Annotated in this window: 12 protein-coding genes; 8 read left to right on the top strand and 4 right to left on the bottom strand. The window is 65.5% G+C overall.

Annotated features, from left to right (window positions below; all coding sequences use genetic code 11):
- The first annotated feature begins 466 nt into the window (after positions 1-466).
- A complete protein-coding gene (locus tag ACQR0Z_RS03685; protein WP_434917722.1) occupies positions 467-1,117 on the top strand; it encodes a LemA family protein in 651 nt (216 codons plus the stop codon).
- Between the two features lie 20 nt (positions 1,118-1,137).
- Positions 1,138-2,871, top strand: coding sequence for a M48 family metalloprotease (locus ACQR0Z_RS03690; RefSeq protein WP_434917723.1), 1,734 nt, complete (start codon positions 1,138-1,140; stop codon positions 2,869-2,871).
- A gap of 139 nt (positions 2,872-3,010) precedes the next feature.
- Here ACQR0Z_RS03690 and metH read toward each other — a convergent pair whose 3' ends face one another.
- Together metH and metF are read right to left on the bottom strand one after the other, a co-directional pair.
- Positions 3,011-6,874 (bottom strand): methionine synthase, encoded by a 3,864-nt coding sequence (metH, locus tag ACQR0Z_RS03695; protein WP_434917724.1) that lies wholly within the window; start codon positions 6,872-6,874, stop codon positions 3,011-3,013.
- On the bottom strand, positions 6,874-7,791 hold the full coding sequence (gene metF, locus ACQR0Z_RS03700) for a methylenetetrahydrofolate reductase [NAD(P)H] (RefSeq protein ID WP_172133741.1): 918 nt from the start codon (positions 7,789-7,791) through the stop codon (positions 6,874-6,876). The genes metH and metF overlap by 1 nt, the downstream gene beginning before the upstream one ends.
- A gap of 373 nt (positions 7,792-8,164) precedes the next feature.
- Between metF and ACQR0Z_RS03705 the strand changes: the two genes are divergently transcribed.
- Entirely contained in the window at positions 8,165-9,184 is a 1,020-nt protein-coding gene (locus ACQR0Z_RS03705) for an LLM class flavin-dependent oxidoreductase (RefSeq protein WP_434877890.1), read from the top strand.
- Positions 9,185-9,305: 121 nt separating this feature from the next.
- Here the strand turns inward: ACQR0Z_RS03705 and ACQR0Z_RS03710 are convergent, their stop codons facing one another.
- Entirely contained in the window at positions 9,306-10,169 is an 864-nt protein-coding gene (locus ACQR0Z_RS03710; protein WP_434877891.1) for a prephenate dehydratase, read from the bottom strand.
- An 18-nt stretch (positions 10,170-10,187) separates the two neighbouring features.
- Positions 10,188-10,928 carry a 3-deoxy-manno-octulosonate cytidylyltransferase gene (locus tag ACQR0Z_RS03715; protein ID WP_434917725.1) on the bottom strand — a complete coding sequence of 247 codons (741 nt, stop codon included), beginning with the start codon at positions 10,926-10,928 and terminating at the stop codon, positions 10,188-10,190.
- Between the two features lie 239 nt (positions 10,929-11,167).
- Here ACQR0Z_RS03715 and ACQR0Z_RS03720 point away from each other — a divergent pair, with 239 nt between their 5' ends.
- The 5 genes from ACQR0Z_RS03720 to ACQR0Z_RS03740 all read left to right on the top strand — a co-directional run bounded on the left by ACQR0Z_RS03720 (position 11,168) and on the right by ACQR0Z_RS03740 (position 18,099).
- The gene (locus ACQR0Z_RS03720) at positions 11,168-11,716 is read left to right on the top strand and encodes a c-type cytochrome (protein ID WP_434917726.1); all 549 of its coding nucleotides are present in this window, start codon (positions 11,168-11,170) and stop codon (positions 11,714-11,716) included.
- A gap of 376 nt (positions 11,717-12,092) precedes the next feature.
- On the top strand, positions 12,093-13,937 hold the full coding sequence (locus ACQR0Z_RS03725; protein ID WP_434918015.1) for an extracellular solute-binding protein: 1,845 nt from the start codon (positions 12,093-12,095) through the stop codon (positions 13,935-13,937).
- Between the two features lie 5 nt (positions 13,938-13,942).
- Positions 13,943-15,811: an extracellular solute-binding protein gene (locus ACQR0Z_RS03730; RefSeq protein WP_434918016.1), complete on the top strand. Its 1,869-nt coding sequence runs from the start codon at positions 13,943-13,945 to the stop codon at positions 15,809-15,811.
- Between the two features lie 3 nt (positions 15,812-15,814).
- The gene (locus ACQR0Z_RS03735) at positions 15,815-16,924 is read left to right on the top strand and encodes a microcin C ABC transporter permease YejB (protein WP_434877893.1); all 1,110 of its coding nucleotides are present in this window, start codon (positions 15,815-15,817) and stop codon (positions 16,922-16,924) included.
- Positions 16,925-16,926: 2 nt separating this feature from the next.
- On the top strand, positions 16,927-18,099 hold the full coding sequence (locus ACQR0Z_RS03740) for an ABC transporter permease (protein ID WP_434856335.1): 1,173 nt from the start codon (positions 16,927-16,929) through the stop codon (positions 18,097-18,099).
- The last annotated feature ends 17 nt before the right edge of the window (positions 18,100-18,116 follow it).

The following is an 18,116-nucleotide window of genomic DNA, read 5'->3' on the forward strand; positions in this document are numbered from 1 at the left end:
CGGGTGCGATGTCCACGCCGGATCGGGGGCGATCAGCTGTGGCGCTTTGTCATTCGGGGCAGCCGTGGCGCGGGGGACACGGGATTAGGGCAGCGCTCAGGCCCGCGGGTAAGCCGACCAGGATGCGTCAAAACCAATGTCGCCCCGGCCTTGAGCCGGGACCCATAATGACAGCCAGCAGTGATGCGCTCGATCTCAGCCACCGTGTGCCACAGATGCATCATGCGTGATGGGTCCCGGCGCCGCGTGCGCAATTGCGCACGAGGGCAGGACGACGGTCTTGGGTGGGTGAGGCCGCGCCAACTCTTCGCGCCGAGGGCGGTCTTGCCGTCAGGCGAGATGCCTGGCCCTGGGTACAATCTGAAACAGGACACGAATCTCATTACAACTTGAGCGATCCGCGGTGCAAAGTCTTAGAGGGGACGGATGTAAAGCTTGCCGAAAAATCGCGTCTCGGGGGTCTTTCATGTCTTCCTTTTCAGTCGAAAACTTTCTCCAGGCCATGGATTTCTCCGGGCGCGTGACCCGCGCCGCCAACGTCGCGCTGGACTATTGGTGGGCCTGGCTGCTCGCTGGCGCGGTGCTCTGGCTGTTGCTCAAGATCCGCGCGCAGCACGCGCTGCTGGGCCAGCTTGACGAGCGGGCGGATGCGGCGTTCGGCGACGTCGACGCGCTCCTGATCGAGCGGCACGCGCTGATCGGCAAGCTCGTCGAGGTGGTCCGCGCCTTCGCGACCAAGGAGCACGACGTGATCCGCGACGTGCTGGAGGCCCGCGTCGATGCGTTGGAGGCGCTCACCGGCGGCGGCGGATCGGTGATCCAGGCCGACACGCAGATCGCCAATGTCCTGCAGAACCTGTTCTCGGTCAGCGAAACCTATCCGGCGCTGGCCAGCGCCGCGCATTACAGCACGCTGCGCAGCGATCTGATCCGGATCGAGGAGCGCATCACGGCGGCGCGGAAATTCTACAATCTGGCGGTGGAGGAGCTGAACTCGGTCCGCCGCGCCTTCCCCAGCAACGTCATCGCCTGGTTGTGCGGGAGCGCCGCGCGCGAGAAGTTCACGCTTGGCGAGCGCCGCTCCGAATTCGCAGGTCCGGTCAAGATCAGCCTGTGATCACCTGAGGAGCGGGCGCCATGGTCGTCCACGGCTACGTCACGCACGCCGCCTACAACCGGCGCTGCACGGCCCTGCTGATGCTGGCCTATGTCGTGTCGTTCGAGGTGATCGGCACCTTCGCGCTGACGATCTATCTGCTCGTCGCCGACCATGAGCACACCATCCTGTCCAACCCGGCCGGCTATGCCGTCCGCTACGCACTGCCGATCGCGCTCGCCACTGGCCTGATGTTCTGGTGGATGTATCGCGGCCATGCGAAGGCCGTGATGGAGACGCTCGGCGTGCGGCTGGTCTCGCGCCAGGAGGAACCGCGCTTCGTCGCCATTGCCGAGGAGCAGTGCACCGCGCTCGGAGTCCGCCTGCCGCGCTTCGGCGTCATCGAGGCGAGCGAGCCCAACGCCGTCACCGTGGGCGAGGGGCCGAAGGCCGGCCTGATCGCGGTGACGCGCGGCCTACTCGATCAGCTCGACGACGACGAACTGGCGGCGGTGCTCGCGCATGAGGCGTCGCATATCCGCCATGGCGACACCAGGCTGCTCGCCGCGAATCACGCGTTGATGCGGACCGCTGTCATCCTGCAGATGAACAATCCGCTGCGGTTCGAGCACTGGCGCCAGATCCTGGTAGCCGTGCTGGTGCCGCCGATGCTGCCGCTGTTGCTCGCCAGCAGCATCGCGACCGTGACCTCGCTGCGGCTCGCGCGCGCCGCGCGGCGCAGCCTGAAGCTCGGGCGTGACCATATCGCCGATGGCGAGGCGATCAGGGTCACGCATTTTCCCGAAGCGCTGCTCAGCGCCATCCGCAAGATCGGCGGCCGCGGCATGTTCCACGGCAGCGCGCGGGTCGAGGGCCTCCTGTTCGACGGACCTGCGGATCACGCCGGCGGCAGCCATCCCAGCATCGCCGAGCGGCTTGACGCTATCGCCGCGCTCGGCCGCGAGCTGATGAGTCCGGCACGGCGGCGGCGCGACAGCCGTGTGCCGTCGGCGCCGCGCTTCGGACGCCGTCCACGCTCGGCCCTGTCGCTCTATCCGCTCGACGCTTCGGGCCGGCCGTTGGAGAAGCCGGCGCAGCCCGAGACCAACCTCCTGATGCTGTATCTGTTCGACCGCGAGACGTTTCGCGCCTGGCACAATGCCTCGATCGCCTGGGAGGAGCGGAAGCTCGACGAGCGCCGCAACGTCATCGGCGTGGCGCCCCTGGTCTTCGTCATGCTCGTCATCGGCAGTTTCGGCGCGGTCTATTCCTATTGGCCGAAGGACGGCAACCTCTCCACGCTGGTCAATCTGTACAGTCCGGCCAGCCTGGTCGAGATGGCCCGCATCACGCAGTCCGGTCCGTTCTGCATCGGCTCGTCCTATCCCGACGGAAAATGCCCGGCCAGGACCGCCCCGGCGGTTCCGTCCGAAGCGAGCCAGCCGGCGAGCCGCGGCGGCAACTTGTCCGGTACGTTCGGTGCTCCCCGGACAGCCGGTGCATCCGATCAGCCGTCTGCGGCAGTCGAGAGCCGCAAGTCGAACTCGACGCCGCTTTGGGCATGGCTGTTCGTCCTTGTCGCCATCTGCGTGACGAATCCCGGTCTCATCCCGCGCATCATCGCCCAGCTGGCCGCCCATGCCCGGCTGATCTCGCGCTTCATCGCGGCCTCCTCGGCGAAGGCCGAGCGCTTCGAAGGCACTGACCCGGCGAGCGTGGCGTGGCCACAGCACGATGCTCCCACGTCCAGGACGTTCGGACGACGCAAGATCTGACGTGCGCCAGGGCGGGGATCCATAACCCCAGGAAGAAGCTGTCGCGCGCCGTATCGACCACCGCAGACGACGGGTAGATCACGCGGTATGGGTCCCCGCGTTCGCGGGGACGACAGGTGTTGTATCGAGACAGCGCAGGCTACTTTGCGCCAACCGCCTTCTTGCGCCAGGCCAGATGAACCGCGCAGGTGCAGCCCACGGGGTGGCTGGCCAGCTCGGCAGGGGCCGCGTCGTTGGCGGGGGCGGGCGAGGCGACCGGGCGGGGCGTCTCGGTCGGCTGTCCGCCGCGCGCTGGGATGTAGTTCAGGATCGGCGCCAGCCAGCGCTCGACCTCGGCCACCGTCATGCCCTTGCGTGCGGCGTAGTCCTCGACCTGGTCGCGCTCGATCTTGCCGACGCCGAAATAGAAGCTCTCCGGCGAGGCGAAATAGAGGCCCGAGACCGACGAGCCCGGCCACATCGCAAAACTCTCGGTGAGCCGCACGCCGGCGTTCTTTTCCGCATCGAGCAGCTCGAACAAGGTCGCCTTCTCGGTATGGTCCGGCTGCGCCGGATAGCCGGGGGCAGGGCGGATGCCCTCATACTTCTCCAGGATCAAATCGTCGGCGGAGAGCGTCTCGTCCGGGGCGTAGGCCCAGAACTCGCGGCGCACCCGGGCGTGCAGGCGCTCGGCGAAGGCCTCGGCGAGGCGGTCGGCCAGCGCCTTGACCAGGATCGAGGAGTAGTCGTCATTGGCGTTCTTGAAGCGGTCGGCGACCGCGTCCTCGCCGAGCCCCGTCGTGACGACGAAGCCGCCGACATAGTCCGGCACGCCGGAGCCGGCAGGGGCGACGAAGTCGGACAGCGCGGTGTTGAAGCGGCCCTCGCGCTTCTCGAGCTGCTGGCGCAGCGTGTGCAATGTTGCGATCGTCTGGGTGCGGCTGTCATCGGCATACAGCACGATGTCGTCGCCTTCAGCGTTGGCCGGCCAGAAGCCGATCGCGGCGCGCGCGGTGAACCACTTCTCGTCGACGATCTGCTTCAGCATCTTCTGCGCGTCGTCGTACAGCGCCCGCGCGGCCTCGCCGACCTTGGCATCGTCGAGGATGGCCGGGAAGCGGCCGGCCAGCTCCCAGGTCTGGAAGAACGGCGTCCAGTCGATATAGGGCACGAGCTCGGCGAGGTCGTAGTCCACAAAAGTCTTGGTGCCGAGGAAGGTCGGCTTCACCGGCCTGGCGCTGGCGAAATCGATCTTCGGCGCATTGGCCCGGGCGTCCTTGAGCGACAGCCGCTTCTTGTCGGCCTGGCCGCGCAGATGCGCGGCCGCGATCTTCTGATACTCGGTGCGGATCTCGGCCGCATAGGCGTCCTTGCGCTCCGCCGACAGCAGCGAGGAGGCCACGCCGACGGCGCGGCTGGCGTCGTTGACATGCACCACCGGCCCGCTTTGGTAGTTCGGGTCGATCTTCACGGCGGTGTGGACGCGGCTGGTGGTCGCGCCGCCGATCAGCAGCGGCACGTTCAGTCCCTGGCGCTCCATCTCGGAGGCGAGATACGCCATCTCGTCGAGCGAGGGCGTGATCAGGCCGGAGAGGCCGATGATGTCGGCATTCTCGGCCTTGGCGGTGTCGATGATCTTGGCCGCTGGCACCATGACGCCGAGGTCGATGACCTCGAAATTGTTGCACTGGAGCACGATGCCGACGATGTTTTTGCCGATGTCGTGGACGTCGCCCTTGACGGTGGCGAGCACGATCTTGCCGGCATTGGAGCGTTCGTTGGCGCGGCCCTTGTTGGCGGCCTTCTCGGCCTCCATGAACGGCATCAGATAGGCGACCGCCTGCTTCATCACGCGCGCCGACTTCACGACCTGCGGCAGGAACATCTTGCCGTCGCCGAAGAGATCGCCGACCACGTTCATGCCGGCCATCAGCGGGCCTTCGATGACGTCGAGCGGCCGCGTCGAGGCGGCGCGCGCCTCCTCGGTGTCGACGTCGATGAACTCGGTGATGCCGTGCACCAGCGCGTGAGAGAGGCGCTTGTCGACCGGCCATTCGCGCCAGGCGAGATCGGCCTCCTTGGTCTGCTTGCCTTGGCCGCGGAATTTCTCGGCCAGCGCCAGCAGCCGCTCGGACGCGCCGGGATCGCGATTGAGGACGACGTCCTCGCAGACCTGGCGGAGTTCGGGATCGATGTCGTCATAGACGATCATCTGACCGGCATTGACGATGCCCATGTCCATGCCCGCCTTGATGGCGTGATACAGGAACACCGAGTGCATCGCCTCGCGCACCGGCTCATTGCCGCGGAACGAGAACGACAGATTGGAGACGCCGCCGGAAATGTGCGCATGCGGCAGGTTCTGCCGGATCCAGCGCGTCGCCTCGATGAAGTCGACGCCGTAGTTGTTGTGCTCCTCGAGACCGGTGGCGATCGCAAAGATGTTCGGATCGAAGATGATGTCTTCGGGCGGGAAGCCGACCGTCTCGACCAGGATCTTGTAGGCGCGGGCGCAGATCTCGGTCTTGCGCTGATAGGTGTCGGCCTGGCCCGTTTCGTCGAACGCCATGACGACGACGGCCGCGCCATGGCGGCGCGCGATCTTCGCCTCGTGGATGAACTTCTCCTCGCCTTCCTTCAGCGAGATCGAGTTCACCACCGGCTTGCCCTGCACGCATTTCAGGCCGGCCTCGATGACGTGGAATTTCGAGGAGTCGACCATGACAGGGACGCGGGCGATATCAGGCTCGGCGGCGACGAGGTTGAGGAAGGTCCGCATCGCGGCTTCGGAGTCGAGCAGGCCCTCGTCCATGTTGACGTCGATGACCTGGGCGCCGTTCTCGACCTGGTCGCGCGCGACCTGCAGCGCGGCGGTGTAGTCGCCGGCGGTGATCAGCTTGCGGAATTTGGCCGAGCCGGTGACGTTGGTGCGCTCGCCGACATTGACGAACGGAATCGCGGGCGTCAGCTCGAACGGCTCCAGCCCCGACAGCCGCAGCCGCGGCGCGATGTCAGGGACGACGCGCGGCTTGTGCGGGGCGACAGCGGCGGCGATCGCCGCGATATGGTCCGGCGTGGTGCCGCAGCAGCCGCCGACGATGTTGACGAGGCCGGACGCAGCGAACTCGCCGATCAGCCGCGCCATATAGGCCGGCGTCTCGTCGTACTGGCCGAACTCGTTGGGCAGGCCGGCATTGGGGTAGGCGCAGACCAAGGTATCCGCGACGCGGCCGATATCGGCGACATGGGCGCGCAGGTCCTCGGCGCCGAGCGCGCAGTTGAAGCCGATGGTCAGCGGCTTGGCGTGACGCACCGAATTCCAGAACGCCTCCGGCATCTGGCCCGAGAGCAGGCGGCCGGACTTGTCGGTGATGGTGCCGGAGATCATCACGGGCACGTCGATGCCGCGCTCCTCGCACAGCTCCGCGATCGCATACAGCGCCGCCTTGGCGTTGAGCGTGTCGAAGATGGTCTCGACCAGCAGGATGTCGGCGCCGCCGTCCAGCAGCCCGCGCGCCTGCTCGCCATAGGCGATGCGCAAATCGTCGAAGGTGACGGCGCGATAGCCGGGGTTGGAGACGTCGGGCGAGATCGAGGCGGTGCGGTTGGTCGGGCCCATCGCGCCGGCGACGAAGCGCGGCTTGCCGTCCTCGGCCGCAACACGCGTGGCCGCATTGCGCGCCAGGCGCGCGCCTTCACGGTTGAGCTCGTAGATGATGTCGGAGAGATCGTAATCGGCCTGCGCGATCGACGTCGCCGAGAAGGTGTTGGTGGCGACGATGTCGGCGCCGGCGCGCAGATACTGCGCGTGGATGTCCTCGATCGCGTCGGGCTGGGTCAGGATCAGCAGGTCGTTGTTGCCGCGGAGGTCGCGATGAAAATCCTTGAAGCGAGGCCCGCGGAACGCGGCCTCGTCGAACTGCAGCGCCTGGATCATCGTGCCCATGGCGCCGTCGAGGATCAGGATGCGCTGGCGCGCGGCGGCGAGGAAGGCGGTACGCGCATTGGAAACAGGAGGGGACATCAGGCGGCGACCTTGTTGACGGACTTCGGCCGGATGCCAAGCAGATGGCTGATCGCGAACACGAGGTCGGCGCGGTTCATGGTGTAGAAATGGAAGGTGTCGACGCCATGCTTGGCGAGCTTGTGCACCTGGCCGGCGGCGACGGTCGCCGCAATCAGCTTGCGGGTCTCGGGATCATCGTCGAGACCCTCGAACTTCTCGGCCAGCCACTCCGGCACGCTGGTGCCGTTGCGGGTCACGAAGCCGCGCGCCTGCTTGAAATTGTGCATCGGCATGATGCCGGGCACGATCGGAATGTCGATGCCGCGGGCGCGGACGCGGTCGAGGTAGCGGAAGTAGACGTCGTTGTCGAAGAACACCTGGGTGATCGCGCGGGTCGCGCCGGCATCGACCTTCGCTTTCAGCATATCGATGTCGGCGTCGAAGTCGCGGCTCTCCGGATGCTTCTCGGGATAGGCCGAGACCGAAACCTCGATGTCCGGGTGGCGCTTCTTGATGCCGGCGACCAGATCGGGCGAGCTCTGATAACCCTCGGCATGGGCCTGGTAGGGCGTGCCGATGCCGCCGGGCGGATCGCCGCGCAAGGCGACGATGTGGCGGACGCCGACCTCGTGATAGCGGTCGACGACCTCATCGATCTCCCCGCGGGAGGCGCCGACGCAGGTGAGATGCGCCGCCGGCAGCAGCGCGGTCTCCTTGAGGAGGCGTGCGATGGTGGCGTGGGTGCGCTCGCGGGTCGAGCCGCCGGCGCCATAGGTCACCGAGACGAAGCTCGGCTCCAGCGGAGCCAGGCGCTCGATCGAGGTCCACAGCGTCCGGTCCATCTCCTCGGTCTTCGGCGGGAAGAACTCGAACGAGATCTTGGGCCTGATGATCGCGGAATGTCCGTCAGTGATGGCGGTGGCGAGGTCGGTCATGGCGGCGCAGGTTCCCGATGGCGCGTAAATTTCAACTTGAGAGCGGATCGCCCGCTGGATGAGCCAAGATAAGGGAAGTGAGTCGCAAGCGACAGCCCACCAGAAATGGGATTTAGCCCACAATCATTCAATTGTTGCTCAATTCTCTGGAGTTAATGGATCGTAAAGTGGGCAAAGAAAACGAAGAAAAATCAGTATTTCATAGCTTGAATCGGCGAATTCATGGGCTGATTGCGGATGGGACAGAGTTATTCTTAAGCTGTATACAGCTTGTCCGTCCCACCGTTTGGCAGGCTGTCATCCCTGCGTTTCTGGCAGGTCACCGACGCAGTTCGGCCATTGTGGGCCGCCGCACAGTCACTAGGTTGAAGCCATGATCCCGATTTCAGTCCTCGACCTCTCTGTCACGACGACGGCCACGCCGGCCTCGGTGGCGTTGCGCAACAGCATCGACCTGGCGCGCCATGTCGACCAGCTCGGCTATGTTCGCTATTGGCTCGCCGAGCATCACAGCCTGGTTTCGGTGGCGAGCCCGTCGCCCGACATCATGATCGGGCAGATCGCTGCCGTCACCAAGCACATCCGCGTCGGCTCCGGCGGCGTCATGCTGCCCAACCACGCGCCGCTGGTGGTCGCCGAACGCTTCAAGATGCTGGAGGCGCTGTTTCCCGGCCGGATCGATCTCGGCCTCGGCCGCGCGCCGGGCACCGACGGCACCACGGCCTATGCGTTGAGGAGCCGGCTCGATCGCCGCGAAGGCGACGATTTCCTCGAGCGGCTGCACGAGCTGACCTTGTGGGAGACGCGCGAGTTTCCCGCCGGCCATCCCTACAACAACGTCATCGCCATGCCCGACGATGCGCCGCTGCCGCCGATCTGGCTGCTCGGCTCCAGCGACTATTCCAGCGAGCTCTCGGCGCAGATGGGCATGGGATTCGGCTTCGCGCATCACTTCGCCAACCACGATGCGATCGACGCGATGCGCACCTATCGCGCGCATTTCACGCCGTCGCGCTGGCGCTCGCAGCCGCACGCGGTGCTGGCGGTCGCGGTCGTGACGGCGGAGACCGATGCGGAGGCCGAGCGGCTGGCGTCGTCGATGGACCTCAACCGTCTCCGTCGCGACCGCGGCCAGTTCCTGCCGCTGCCGAGCCCGGAGGAAGCGGCGGCCTATCCTTATACGGACTCCGACCGCGCCTCGATCGCCCGCAACCGCTCGCGGCTGTTCGTCGGCTCGCCGGCGACGGTGCGCGCCAAGCTCGACCCGATGATCGCGGCCAGCCAGGCCGACGAACTGATGGTCATCACCGCGATCTTCGACCACGAGGCCCGCAAGCGCTCCTACACCCTGCTCGCCGACGCCTTCGGCCTGCAGCGGCAGGCGGCGGCGTAAGCCCTGCATCCTCTCGGCGTCATTCCGGGGCAAGGCCGCAGGCCTTGAACCCGGAATCCCGAGTTGAGTTTTGCCACTCGAGATTCCGGTCGGGTCCTTCGGACCATCCTGGAATGACGGCCTAGCTTTCCAGCCGTTCGCTGAAGGTCGCCCGGAACGGATGGGCCGGATAGACGCCGACGATGCGCAACTCGCGCGAGAAGAATTTCAGCTCCTCCAGCGCGAAAGCGAGTCCCTTGTCCTCCGGATGGCCGTCGACATCGGCGTAGAATTGCGTGGCGAAGAAATTGCCGTCGACCATGTAGCTTTCGAGCTTGGTCATGTTGACGCCGTTGGTCGCGAAGCCGCCGAGCGCCTTGTACAGCGCGGCCGGCAGGTTGCGGACGCGGAACACGAAGCTCGTGACCAGCGGGCCGGAGTTCTGCTCGGCCCATTGCGGCTCGCGCGCCAGCACGACGAAGCGGGTGGTGTTGTGCGCCTCGTCCTCGATGTCCTCGGCGAGGATGTCGAGGCCATAGATGTCAGCGGCAAGCCGCGAGGCGATCGCAGCAACGCTCTTGTCGCCCCGCTGCGACACGTCGCGCGCGCTGCCGGCGGTGTCGCCGGCGACGATCGGCCGGACGCCGAGCTGGCGGATGATGCGGCGGCACTGGCCGAGCGCGTGGACGTGGCTCTCGACGGTCTTGATGTCGGCGAGCCTGGTCCCCTTCAGCGCCATCAGCTGGTGGCGGATCGGCAGGAACCACTCGCCGATGATGTACAGGCCCGACCCCGGCAGCAGATGGTGGATGTCGGCGACGCGCCCCGCCACCGAGTTCTCGATCGGGATCATGCCGAGATCGGCCTCCCCGGACGAGATCGCGCTGAGCGCGTCCTCGAAGGTCGGGCAGGGCATGGCCTCGGCGGTCGGATAGGCCTCGGAGATGGCGATGTGGGAATTGGCTCCCGGCTCGCCCTGGAATGCGATTTTCAAGATCTTGCTCATGTGGGGCCTTGTAGCAGCTTAGGTCTGTGACAGCAGCCGGCGGGCGGTGTCGAGGTCGGCCGGGGTGTCGACGCCGCGCGGGACGGCATCGACGACCATGACGTCGATGCGCATGCCGGCCTCCAACGCCCGCAGCTGTTCCAGCTTCTCCTGCTGCTCCAGCGGCGACGGCGGCAGGCTGACGAAGCGCTCCAGCGCCGCGCGGCGGTAGGCGTAGAGGCCGATGTGATGGTAGCGCGGTCCGTCGCCATGCGGCGCCGTGGCCCGGGTGAAGTATAGCGCGCGCATGCGCCGGCCCGACAGGGGCGAGCCGACCGCCTTGACGACGTTCGGGTTGAGGCTCTCCTCCTCGGTGTGGATCTCGGCCGCCAGCGTCGTGATGTCGACGGCGGGATCGTCGAGCGGCGGCAGCACGTCGCTGATGCTCCGGGGATCGATAGTCGGGAAGTCGCCCTGCAGATTGACCACGATCTCCGCCTCACCGGCCGGATCGAGCTTGCACATCGCTTCATAGATGCGGTCGGACCCGGAGGGATGATCGGCCCTGGTCATGACGACCTCGCCGCCTGCCGCCGTCACGGCCGCGGCAATTTCCGGCGTGTCGGTCGCCACCGCGACGCGACCGATCGCCGCCTCCTGCGCCCGTCGCAGCACCTGCACGATCATCGGCACGCCTGCGATGTCGAGCAGCGGCTTGCCCGGCAGGCGGGTCGCGGCCATGCGGGCGGGAATCAGGACGAGAATCTTGGATCGGGACATCCGGGAAAGCGCATTCGGAGCCGGTCGCAACAGCGCGTCCGGACGAGGGTGGGGACAGCAAAAACCGCCCGCTTATACGGGTTGCCAGAGCACGGGCAAACCGATATCTCACTTCTGCCGCAGGGGGAGGCGCGACGGCTCGATTCTGCTCGATGCCTTCTCGAAATCCTGGGGCGATTCACGGCCGCGGCCACGCGGCCCCAAAGCAATGAAATCCGCCCTCGGAGCCTGATTCCAAAATGGACTCCTTCGAACTGAACAAAATCCTCGGCGCCGTGCTGGCCGCCTGTCTCGTCGTGCTGGTCACGAGCTTCTCCGCGGGCGCGATCTTCGCGCCGAAGATGCCGGAGAAGCCGGGCTTCGAGATTGTCGTGAAGGAGGCCGAGAGCGCCGGAAAGCCGGGCGCCGCGCCCGCCGCCGCCGAGCCGATCGAGAAGCTGCTGCAGACCGCCTCGGTCGAGAAGGGCGCCGCCGCCGCCAAGAAGTGCGCCGCCTGCCACACCTTCGACAAGGGCGGCAAGAATGCCGTCGGTCCGAACCTCTACGGCATCGTCGGCGACCACATCGGCGAAGGCCGCAACTTCAACTTCTCGGCTGCGCTCAAGGCCAAGGGCGGCACCTGGACCATCGATGCGCTGAACCAGTTCATCGCCAACCCGAAGGGCTACGTCCCGGGCACCGCGATGGGCTTTGCCGGCATCCAGAAGGACTCCGAGCGCGCCGACGTGCTGGCCTATCTGAACTCGCTGTCGGACAACCCGGCGCCGCTGCCGACCGCAGCCAAGTAACCCGCGACTTATCTCGCATTGCAAACGGCCGGGCCTTGCCCGGCCGTTTTGCTTGTGGGGGAAGCGAATTTCGCCGCATTTGGGACCTTTGGTCGCATGCCGGTCGTTCACAACCCGGTATCATGAGGAAAAAGCAAGGTTATCCGTCGAAACCTTGCCGTATATTGGTCCCCTGAATGGAACGGGTTCGGACGGTCCGGAGCGCCCCGCTTCGGCCGACGCAACCTGTCCCGTCCGGATTGGGTTACGATCAGACGTTGGATCGGGAGCAGCCGCGGGCGACGCCGCCGGGCTGTTTCCAGGCGGTCTTACTCAGAGGAAGTCTCATTTGACGATTACCCGACGACAGCTCCTGCAGAGCAGCGCCTTCGCTGCGATGACCCCGGCGCTCGGCGCCGCCGCCAGCCTCGCCCCGCTCGACGCCGCGAAGGCGCAGGCGGGCGAGCAGATGGTCTGGCGCCACGGCCTGTCGCTGTTCGGCGAGGTGAAGTACCCGGCCGACTTCAAGCGCTTCGACTACGTCAATCCGGATGCGCCCAAGGGCGGCACCGCGCGGATGATCTCGCTCGGCACCTTCGACAATTTCAACATCGTCGTGATGTATGTGAAGGGCAACATCGCCGCGGCCGCGATGCTCCCCTACGAGACCCTGATGACACGGTCGCAGGACGAGATCTCGACCGAATACGGCCTGCTCGCGGAGGCGGCCTCGTATCCGGACGATTACTCCTGGGTGATCTATCGCCTGCGCAAGGAGGCACGCTGGCACGACGGCAAGCCGGTGACGCCAGAGGACGTCATCTTCTCGCTGGACGTGCTGAAGAAGAACAGCCCGTTCTACTCGTCCTACTATCGTCACGTGGTGAAGACCGAGAAGACCGGCGATCTCGAGGTGAAGTTCACTTTCGACGGCCCGGGCAATCGCGAACTGCCGCACATCGTCGGCGAATTGGTCGTGCTGCCCAAGCATTATTGGGAGGGCACGGATTCGCAGGGCCGCAAGCGCGACGTCACTGCGACCACGCTGGAGCCGCCGCTCGGGTCGAGCCCCTACCGCATCAAGGACTTCGTGCCGGGCCGTTCGATCAAGGTCGAGCGCGTCAAGGATTATTGGGGCGCCAACCTGCCGGTCCGGATCGGCCAGCACAATTTCGACGAGCTGCAATACGAATATTTCCGCGACAACCAGGTCGCGCTCGAGGCCTTCAAGGCCGACCAGGCCGATTGGATCACCGAGAACTCGGCCAAGCAGTGGGCCACGGCCTACGAATTCCCGGCGATCACCGAGAAGCGCGCGGTCAAGGAGGAATTCCCGGTCCGCGATTCCGGCCGCATGCAGGGCTTCATCTTCAACCTGCGCCGTCCGCAATTCCAGGACGCCCGGCTGCGCCGCGCCTTCAACTACGCGTTCGACTTCGAGGAGATGAACAAGCAATTGTTCTTCGGCCAGTACAAGCGGATCAACAGCTTTTTCGAAGGCACCGATCTGGCCTGCTCGGGCCTGCCGCAGGGGCAGGAGCTCGAACTGCTCGAGGCGCTGCGCGACAAGGTGCCGCCGGAGGTGTTCACCACGCCGTATCAGAATCCGGTCGGCGGCAATCCTGAGAATGTCCGCGCCAATCTGCGCGAGGCGACAAAGCTCCTCAAGGAGGCCGGCTACGAGATCAAGGACCGCAAGCTGGTCGATCCCGCCGGCAAGCAGGTGGCGGTCGAGCTGCTGGTGCAGGACCCATCCTCCGAGCGTATCGTGCTGTTCTACAAGCCCTCGCTGGAGCGGCTCGGCGTCACCGTGACGGTGCGCCAGGTCGACAACGTCCAGTATGAGCAGCGGGTACGCACCTTCGACTACGACATGATCACCGATGTCTGGGGCCAGTCGCTATCGCCCGGCAATGAGCAGCGCGATTTCTGGGGCTCCAAGGCGGCCGATGAGCCGGGCTCGAAGAACACCGTCGGCATCAAGAACCCGGCGATCGATGCGCTGATCGAGAAGATCATCTTCGCCAAGGATCGTAAGAGCCTCGAGGCGGCCACGCACGCGCTGGACCGCGTTCTGCTGTGGAATTTCTACGTCGTACCGCAGTTCACCTATCCGTTCGCGCGCAGCGCCCGCTGGGACCGCTTCAGCCATTTCGAGCCGTTCCCGAAATATGCCAGCACGGGCTGGCCGACGCTGTGGTGGTACGACGCCGACAAGGCTGCCAAGGTGAAGCGCTCTTGAGCACGCTGTTGCATCTGTCGCGCCGTGGCGTGCTCGGCCTCGGGCTCGGCGCGCTCACGGCTCCGCTCGTCAGGCCGGCTGTCGCCGCGGAGTACGGCCCGGAGTCGCACGGCGCCTCGGCGTTCGGCGACCTGAAATATCCGGCCGACTTCCGCCACTTCGACTACGTCAATGTCGACGCGCCGAAGGGCGGGATGTTCTCGCTGATCCCCTCGGTGCGCGCCTACAACCAGTCCTACTATACCTTCAACTCGTTCAATGCCTACATCCTCAAGGGCGAGGGCGCTCAGGGCATGAGCATGACGTTCGCGTCGTTGATGGTGCCGTCGGGCGACGAGCCGGATGCGGTGTACGGGCTGGTCGCCAAGTCGGTCGCGATCTCGGCCGACAAATCGTCCTACCGCTTCACTCTGCGGCCCGAAGCGCGCTTCCACGATGGCAGCAAGATCACCGCGCAGGACGTCGCCTGGACGCTGAATACGCTGAAGGAGAAGGGCCATCCGCTGATCGTCGTGCAGCTGCGCGACTTCGTGAAGGCCGAGGCCCTCGACGATGCCACGGTGGTCTTGAGCTTCGCAGAGAAGCGCGCGCGCGACGTGCCGCTCTATGTCATGACCCTGCCGATCTTCTCGAAGACCTATTACGCCAGCCGCTCGTTCGACGAATCCACGCTCGAGGTGCCGCTCGGCTCCGGGCCGTACAAGGTCGGCAGATACGAGGTGAACCGCTACGTCGAGTTCGAGCGGGTCAAGGACTGGTGGGCGGCCGACCTGCCGGTCAGCCGCGGCTTCTACAATTTCGACACCGTGCGCTACGAGTTCTATCGCGACCGCGACGTCGCCTTCGAGGGCTTCACCGCGAAGAGCTATCTGTTCCGCGAGGAGTTCACCTCGCGGATCTGGGCCACGCGCTACGACTTCCCCGCCATCAAGGACGGCCGCGTCAAGCGCGAGCTGCTGCCGGACGAGACGCCGTCGGGCGGGCAGGGCTGGTTCATCAACACCCGCCGCAACAAGTTCTCCCATCCGCGCGTCCGCCAGGCGCTGACCTACGCCTTCGACTTCGAGTGGACCAACAAGACCATCATGTACGGCGCCTATGCGCGCACGGTGTCGCCGTTCCAGAACTCCGACATGGTCGCGGTCGGGCCGCCGTCGCCGGAGGAGCTGAAGTTGCTGGAGCCGTTCCGCGGCCAGATTCCTGACGAGGTGTTCGGCGAGCCGTTCGTGCCGCCGGCCTCGGATGGGTCGGGCCAGGATCGCGCGCTGCTGCGCAAGGCCACGCAACTCTTGCAGCAGGCCGGCCTGCCGGTGAAGGACGGCAAGCGGATGCTGCCGTCCGGCGAAGTGTTCTCGATCGAGTTCCTGATCGACGAGGTCTCGTTCAAGCCGCACCACGGCACCCTGATCAAGAACCTGCAGACGCTCGGCATCGACGCGGATCTGCGCATCGTCGACGCCGTGCAGTACCGCGCCCGCGTCGAGGATTTCGATTTCGACATCACGGTGCAGCGGCTGTCGATGTCGCCGACCCCCGGCGACGGTCTGCGCCCCTATTTCACCTCGGATACGGCCAAGACCAAGGGCTCCTACAATCTCGCCGGGATCAGCAATCCCGCTGTTGACGCGCTGGTCGCCAAGGTCATCGCCGCGGAGACCCGCAGCGATCTGACCTTTGCCTGCCGCGCGCTGGATCGCGTGTTCCGCGCCGGGCACTATTGGATCCCGCAATGGTACCGGCAGACCCATCCGATCGCCTACTGGGATCAGTTCAGCCACCCGCCGAAGCCGCCGAAATACGGCTCCGGCGTCGGCGCCCCCGACATCTGGTGGTACGATGCCGCCAAGGCCGCAAAGCTGGAGCAGGCGAAGTAGTTCATGGCTGCCTATATCGCTCGCCGCATGTTTCTGATGCTCCCGACCCTGCTCGGGATCCTCTTCATCTCCTTCGTCGTGGTGCAGTTCGCGCCGGGCGGCCCGGTCGAACGCGTCATTGCGCAACTGACCGGCGCCGACACCGGCGGCACCTCGCGCATTTCAGGCGGCAGCGGCTCGGATTTCGGCGCAAGGCCGCCGGGCCAGGTCGGCTCCGGTGATACCAACTCCAAATATCGCGGCGCGCAGGGCCTCGATCCCGCCTTCATCAAGCAGCTCGAAAAGCAGTTCGGCTTCGACAAGCCGGCGCCGGAGCGCTTCGCGCTGATGGTCTGGAACTTCGCCCGCTTCGATTTCGGCAAGAGCTACTTCCGCGACACCACCGTGCTGCAGCTGATCAAGGAGAAGCTGCCGGTCTCGATGTCGCTCGGCATCTGGATGACCCTGCTGACCTATCTGATCTCGATCCCCTTGGGCATCCGCAAGGCTGTCGCAGACGGCTCGCGCTTCGACGTCTGGACATCAGCGGTCATCATCATCGGCTACGCCATTCCCGGCTTCCTGTTCGCAATCCTCTTGATCATCCTGTTCGCCGGCGGCTCGTTCCTCAACATCTTCCCGCTCCGCGGCCTGACCTCGGACGGATGGGCCAACTTCCCCTGGTACTGGAAGATCATTGACTATTTCTGGCATCTCACTCTGCCGCTGGTGTCGATGGCGCTCGGCGCCTTCGCGACCATGACCTTGCTCACCAAGAACTCGTTCCTCGACGAGATCCGCAAGCAATATGTCATGACCGCGCGCGCCAAGGGCTGCAGCGAGACCCAGGTGCTGTACGGCCACGTCTTCCGCAATGCCATGCTGATCGTGATCGCCGGTTTCCCCGGCACCTTCATCCACGCCTTCTTCTCCGGCTCGCTGCTGATCGAGACCATCTTCTCGCTCGACGGCCTTGGCCTGTTGTCGTTCGAGAGCATCCTCAACCGCGACTATCCGGTCGTGTTCGGCAATCTCTTCATCTTCTCGCTGCTCGGCCTCGCCATCAACCTGATCTCGGATCTGACCTACATGTGGATCGATCCGCGGATCGACTTCGAGGCGCGGGAGGTCTGACGATGCTGAAGACCGCACCGATCGAAACCACGACCCAGGCGCCGCTCGGCGAGGCCGTGCCGCCGACGCGGCACCGCTTCAAGCCGTCGCCGCTCAACCAGCGCCGCTGGCAGAATTTCAAGGCCAACCGCCGCGGCTACTGGTCGCTGTGGATTTTCCTGTTTCTGTTCATCGTCTCGATGTTCGCCGAGCTGATCGCCAACGACCGGCCGTTCCTGATCAAGTTCGACGGCCACCTGTATTTTCCCGCCTTCGTCTCCTATCCGGAGACCGCGTTCGGTGGCGACTTCGAGACCGCCGCCGACTATCGCGATCCGTATTTGCAGAAGCTGATCGCCGACAAGGGCGGCACCGTGATCTGGCCGCTGATCCGCTACTCCTACGCCACCCACAATCTCGACCTGCCGACGCCGGCGCCGTCGCCGCCGACCTGGATGCTGAAGGAATCGCAGTGCAAGGCGGTGGTCGAGAAGAAGGGGCTGAAGAGCTGCCGGGATCTCGAATACAATTGGCTCGGCACCGATGATCAGGGGCGCGACGTCGTCGCGCGTCTGATCTACGGCTTCCGCATCTCCGTGCTGTTCGGCCTGTTGCTGACGTTCTTCTCGTCGATCATCGGTATCGCCGCCGGCGGCGTGCAGGGCTATTTCGGCGGCTGGGTCGATCTCTTGTTCCAGCGCTTCATCGAGATCTGGAACGCGATCCCCTATCTCTATCTGCTCTTGATCCTGTCCGCGGTGCTGGTGCCCGGCTTCTTCACTTTGCTCGGCATCATGCTGCTGTTCTCGTGGGTGTCACTGGTCGGCCTCGTCCGCGCCGAATTCCTGCGCGGCCGCAATTTCGAATATATCCAGGCCGCCCGTGCGCTCGGCGTCTCCAACGTCGTCATCATGTGGCGGCATCTGCTGCCGAACGCGATGGTCGCGACCATGACGTTCCTGCCGTTCATCGTCTCCAGCTCGGTAATGACGCTCACCGCGCTCGACTTCCTCGGCTTCGGCCTGCCGCCGGGATCGCCGTCGCTGGGCGAGATGCTGTCGCAGGCCAAGGCCAACGTGCAGGCGCCGTGGCTCGGCCTCACCGGCTTCTTCTCGGTCGCGATCATGCTGTCGCTCCTGATCTTCATCGGCGAGGCCGTGCGCGACGCCTTCGATCCGCGCAAGACGTTCAGGTGAGCGCCAGGGATGCGATG

This window comes from Bradyrhizobium sp. HKCCYLS3077, assembly GCF_051167555.1.
Classification (GTDB): domain Bacteria; phylum Pseudomonadota; class Alphaproteobacteria; order Rhizobiales; family Xanthobacteraceae; genus Bradyrhizobium.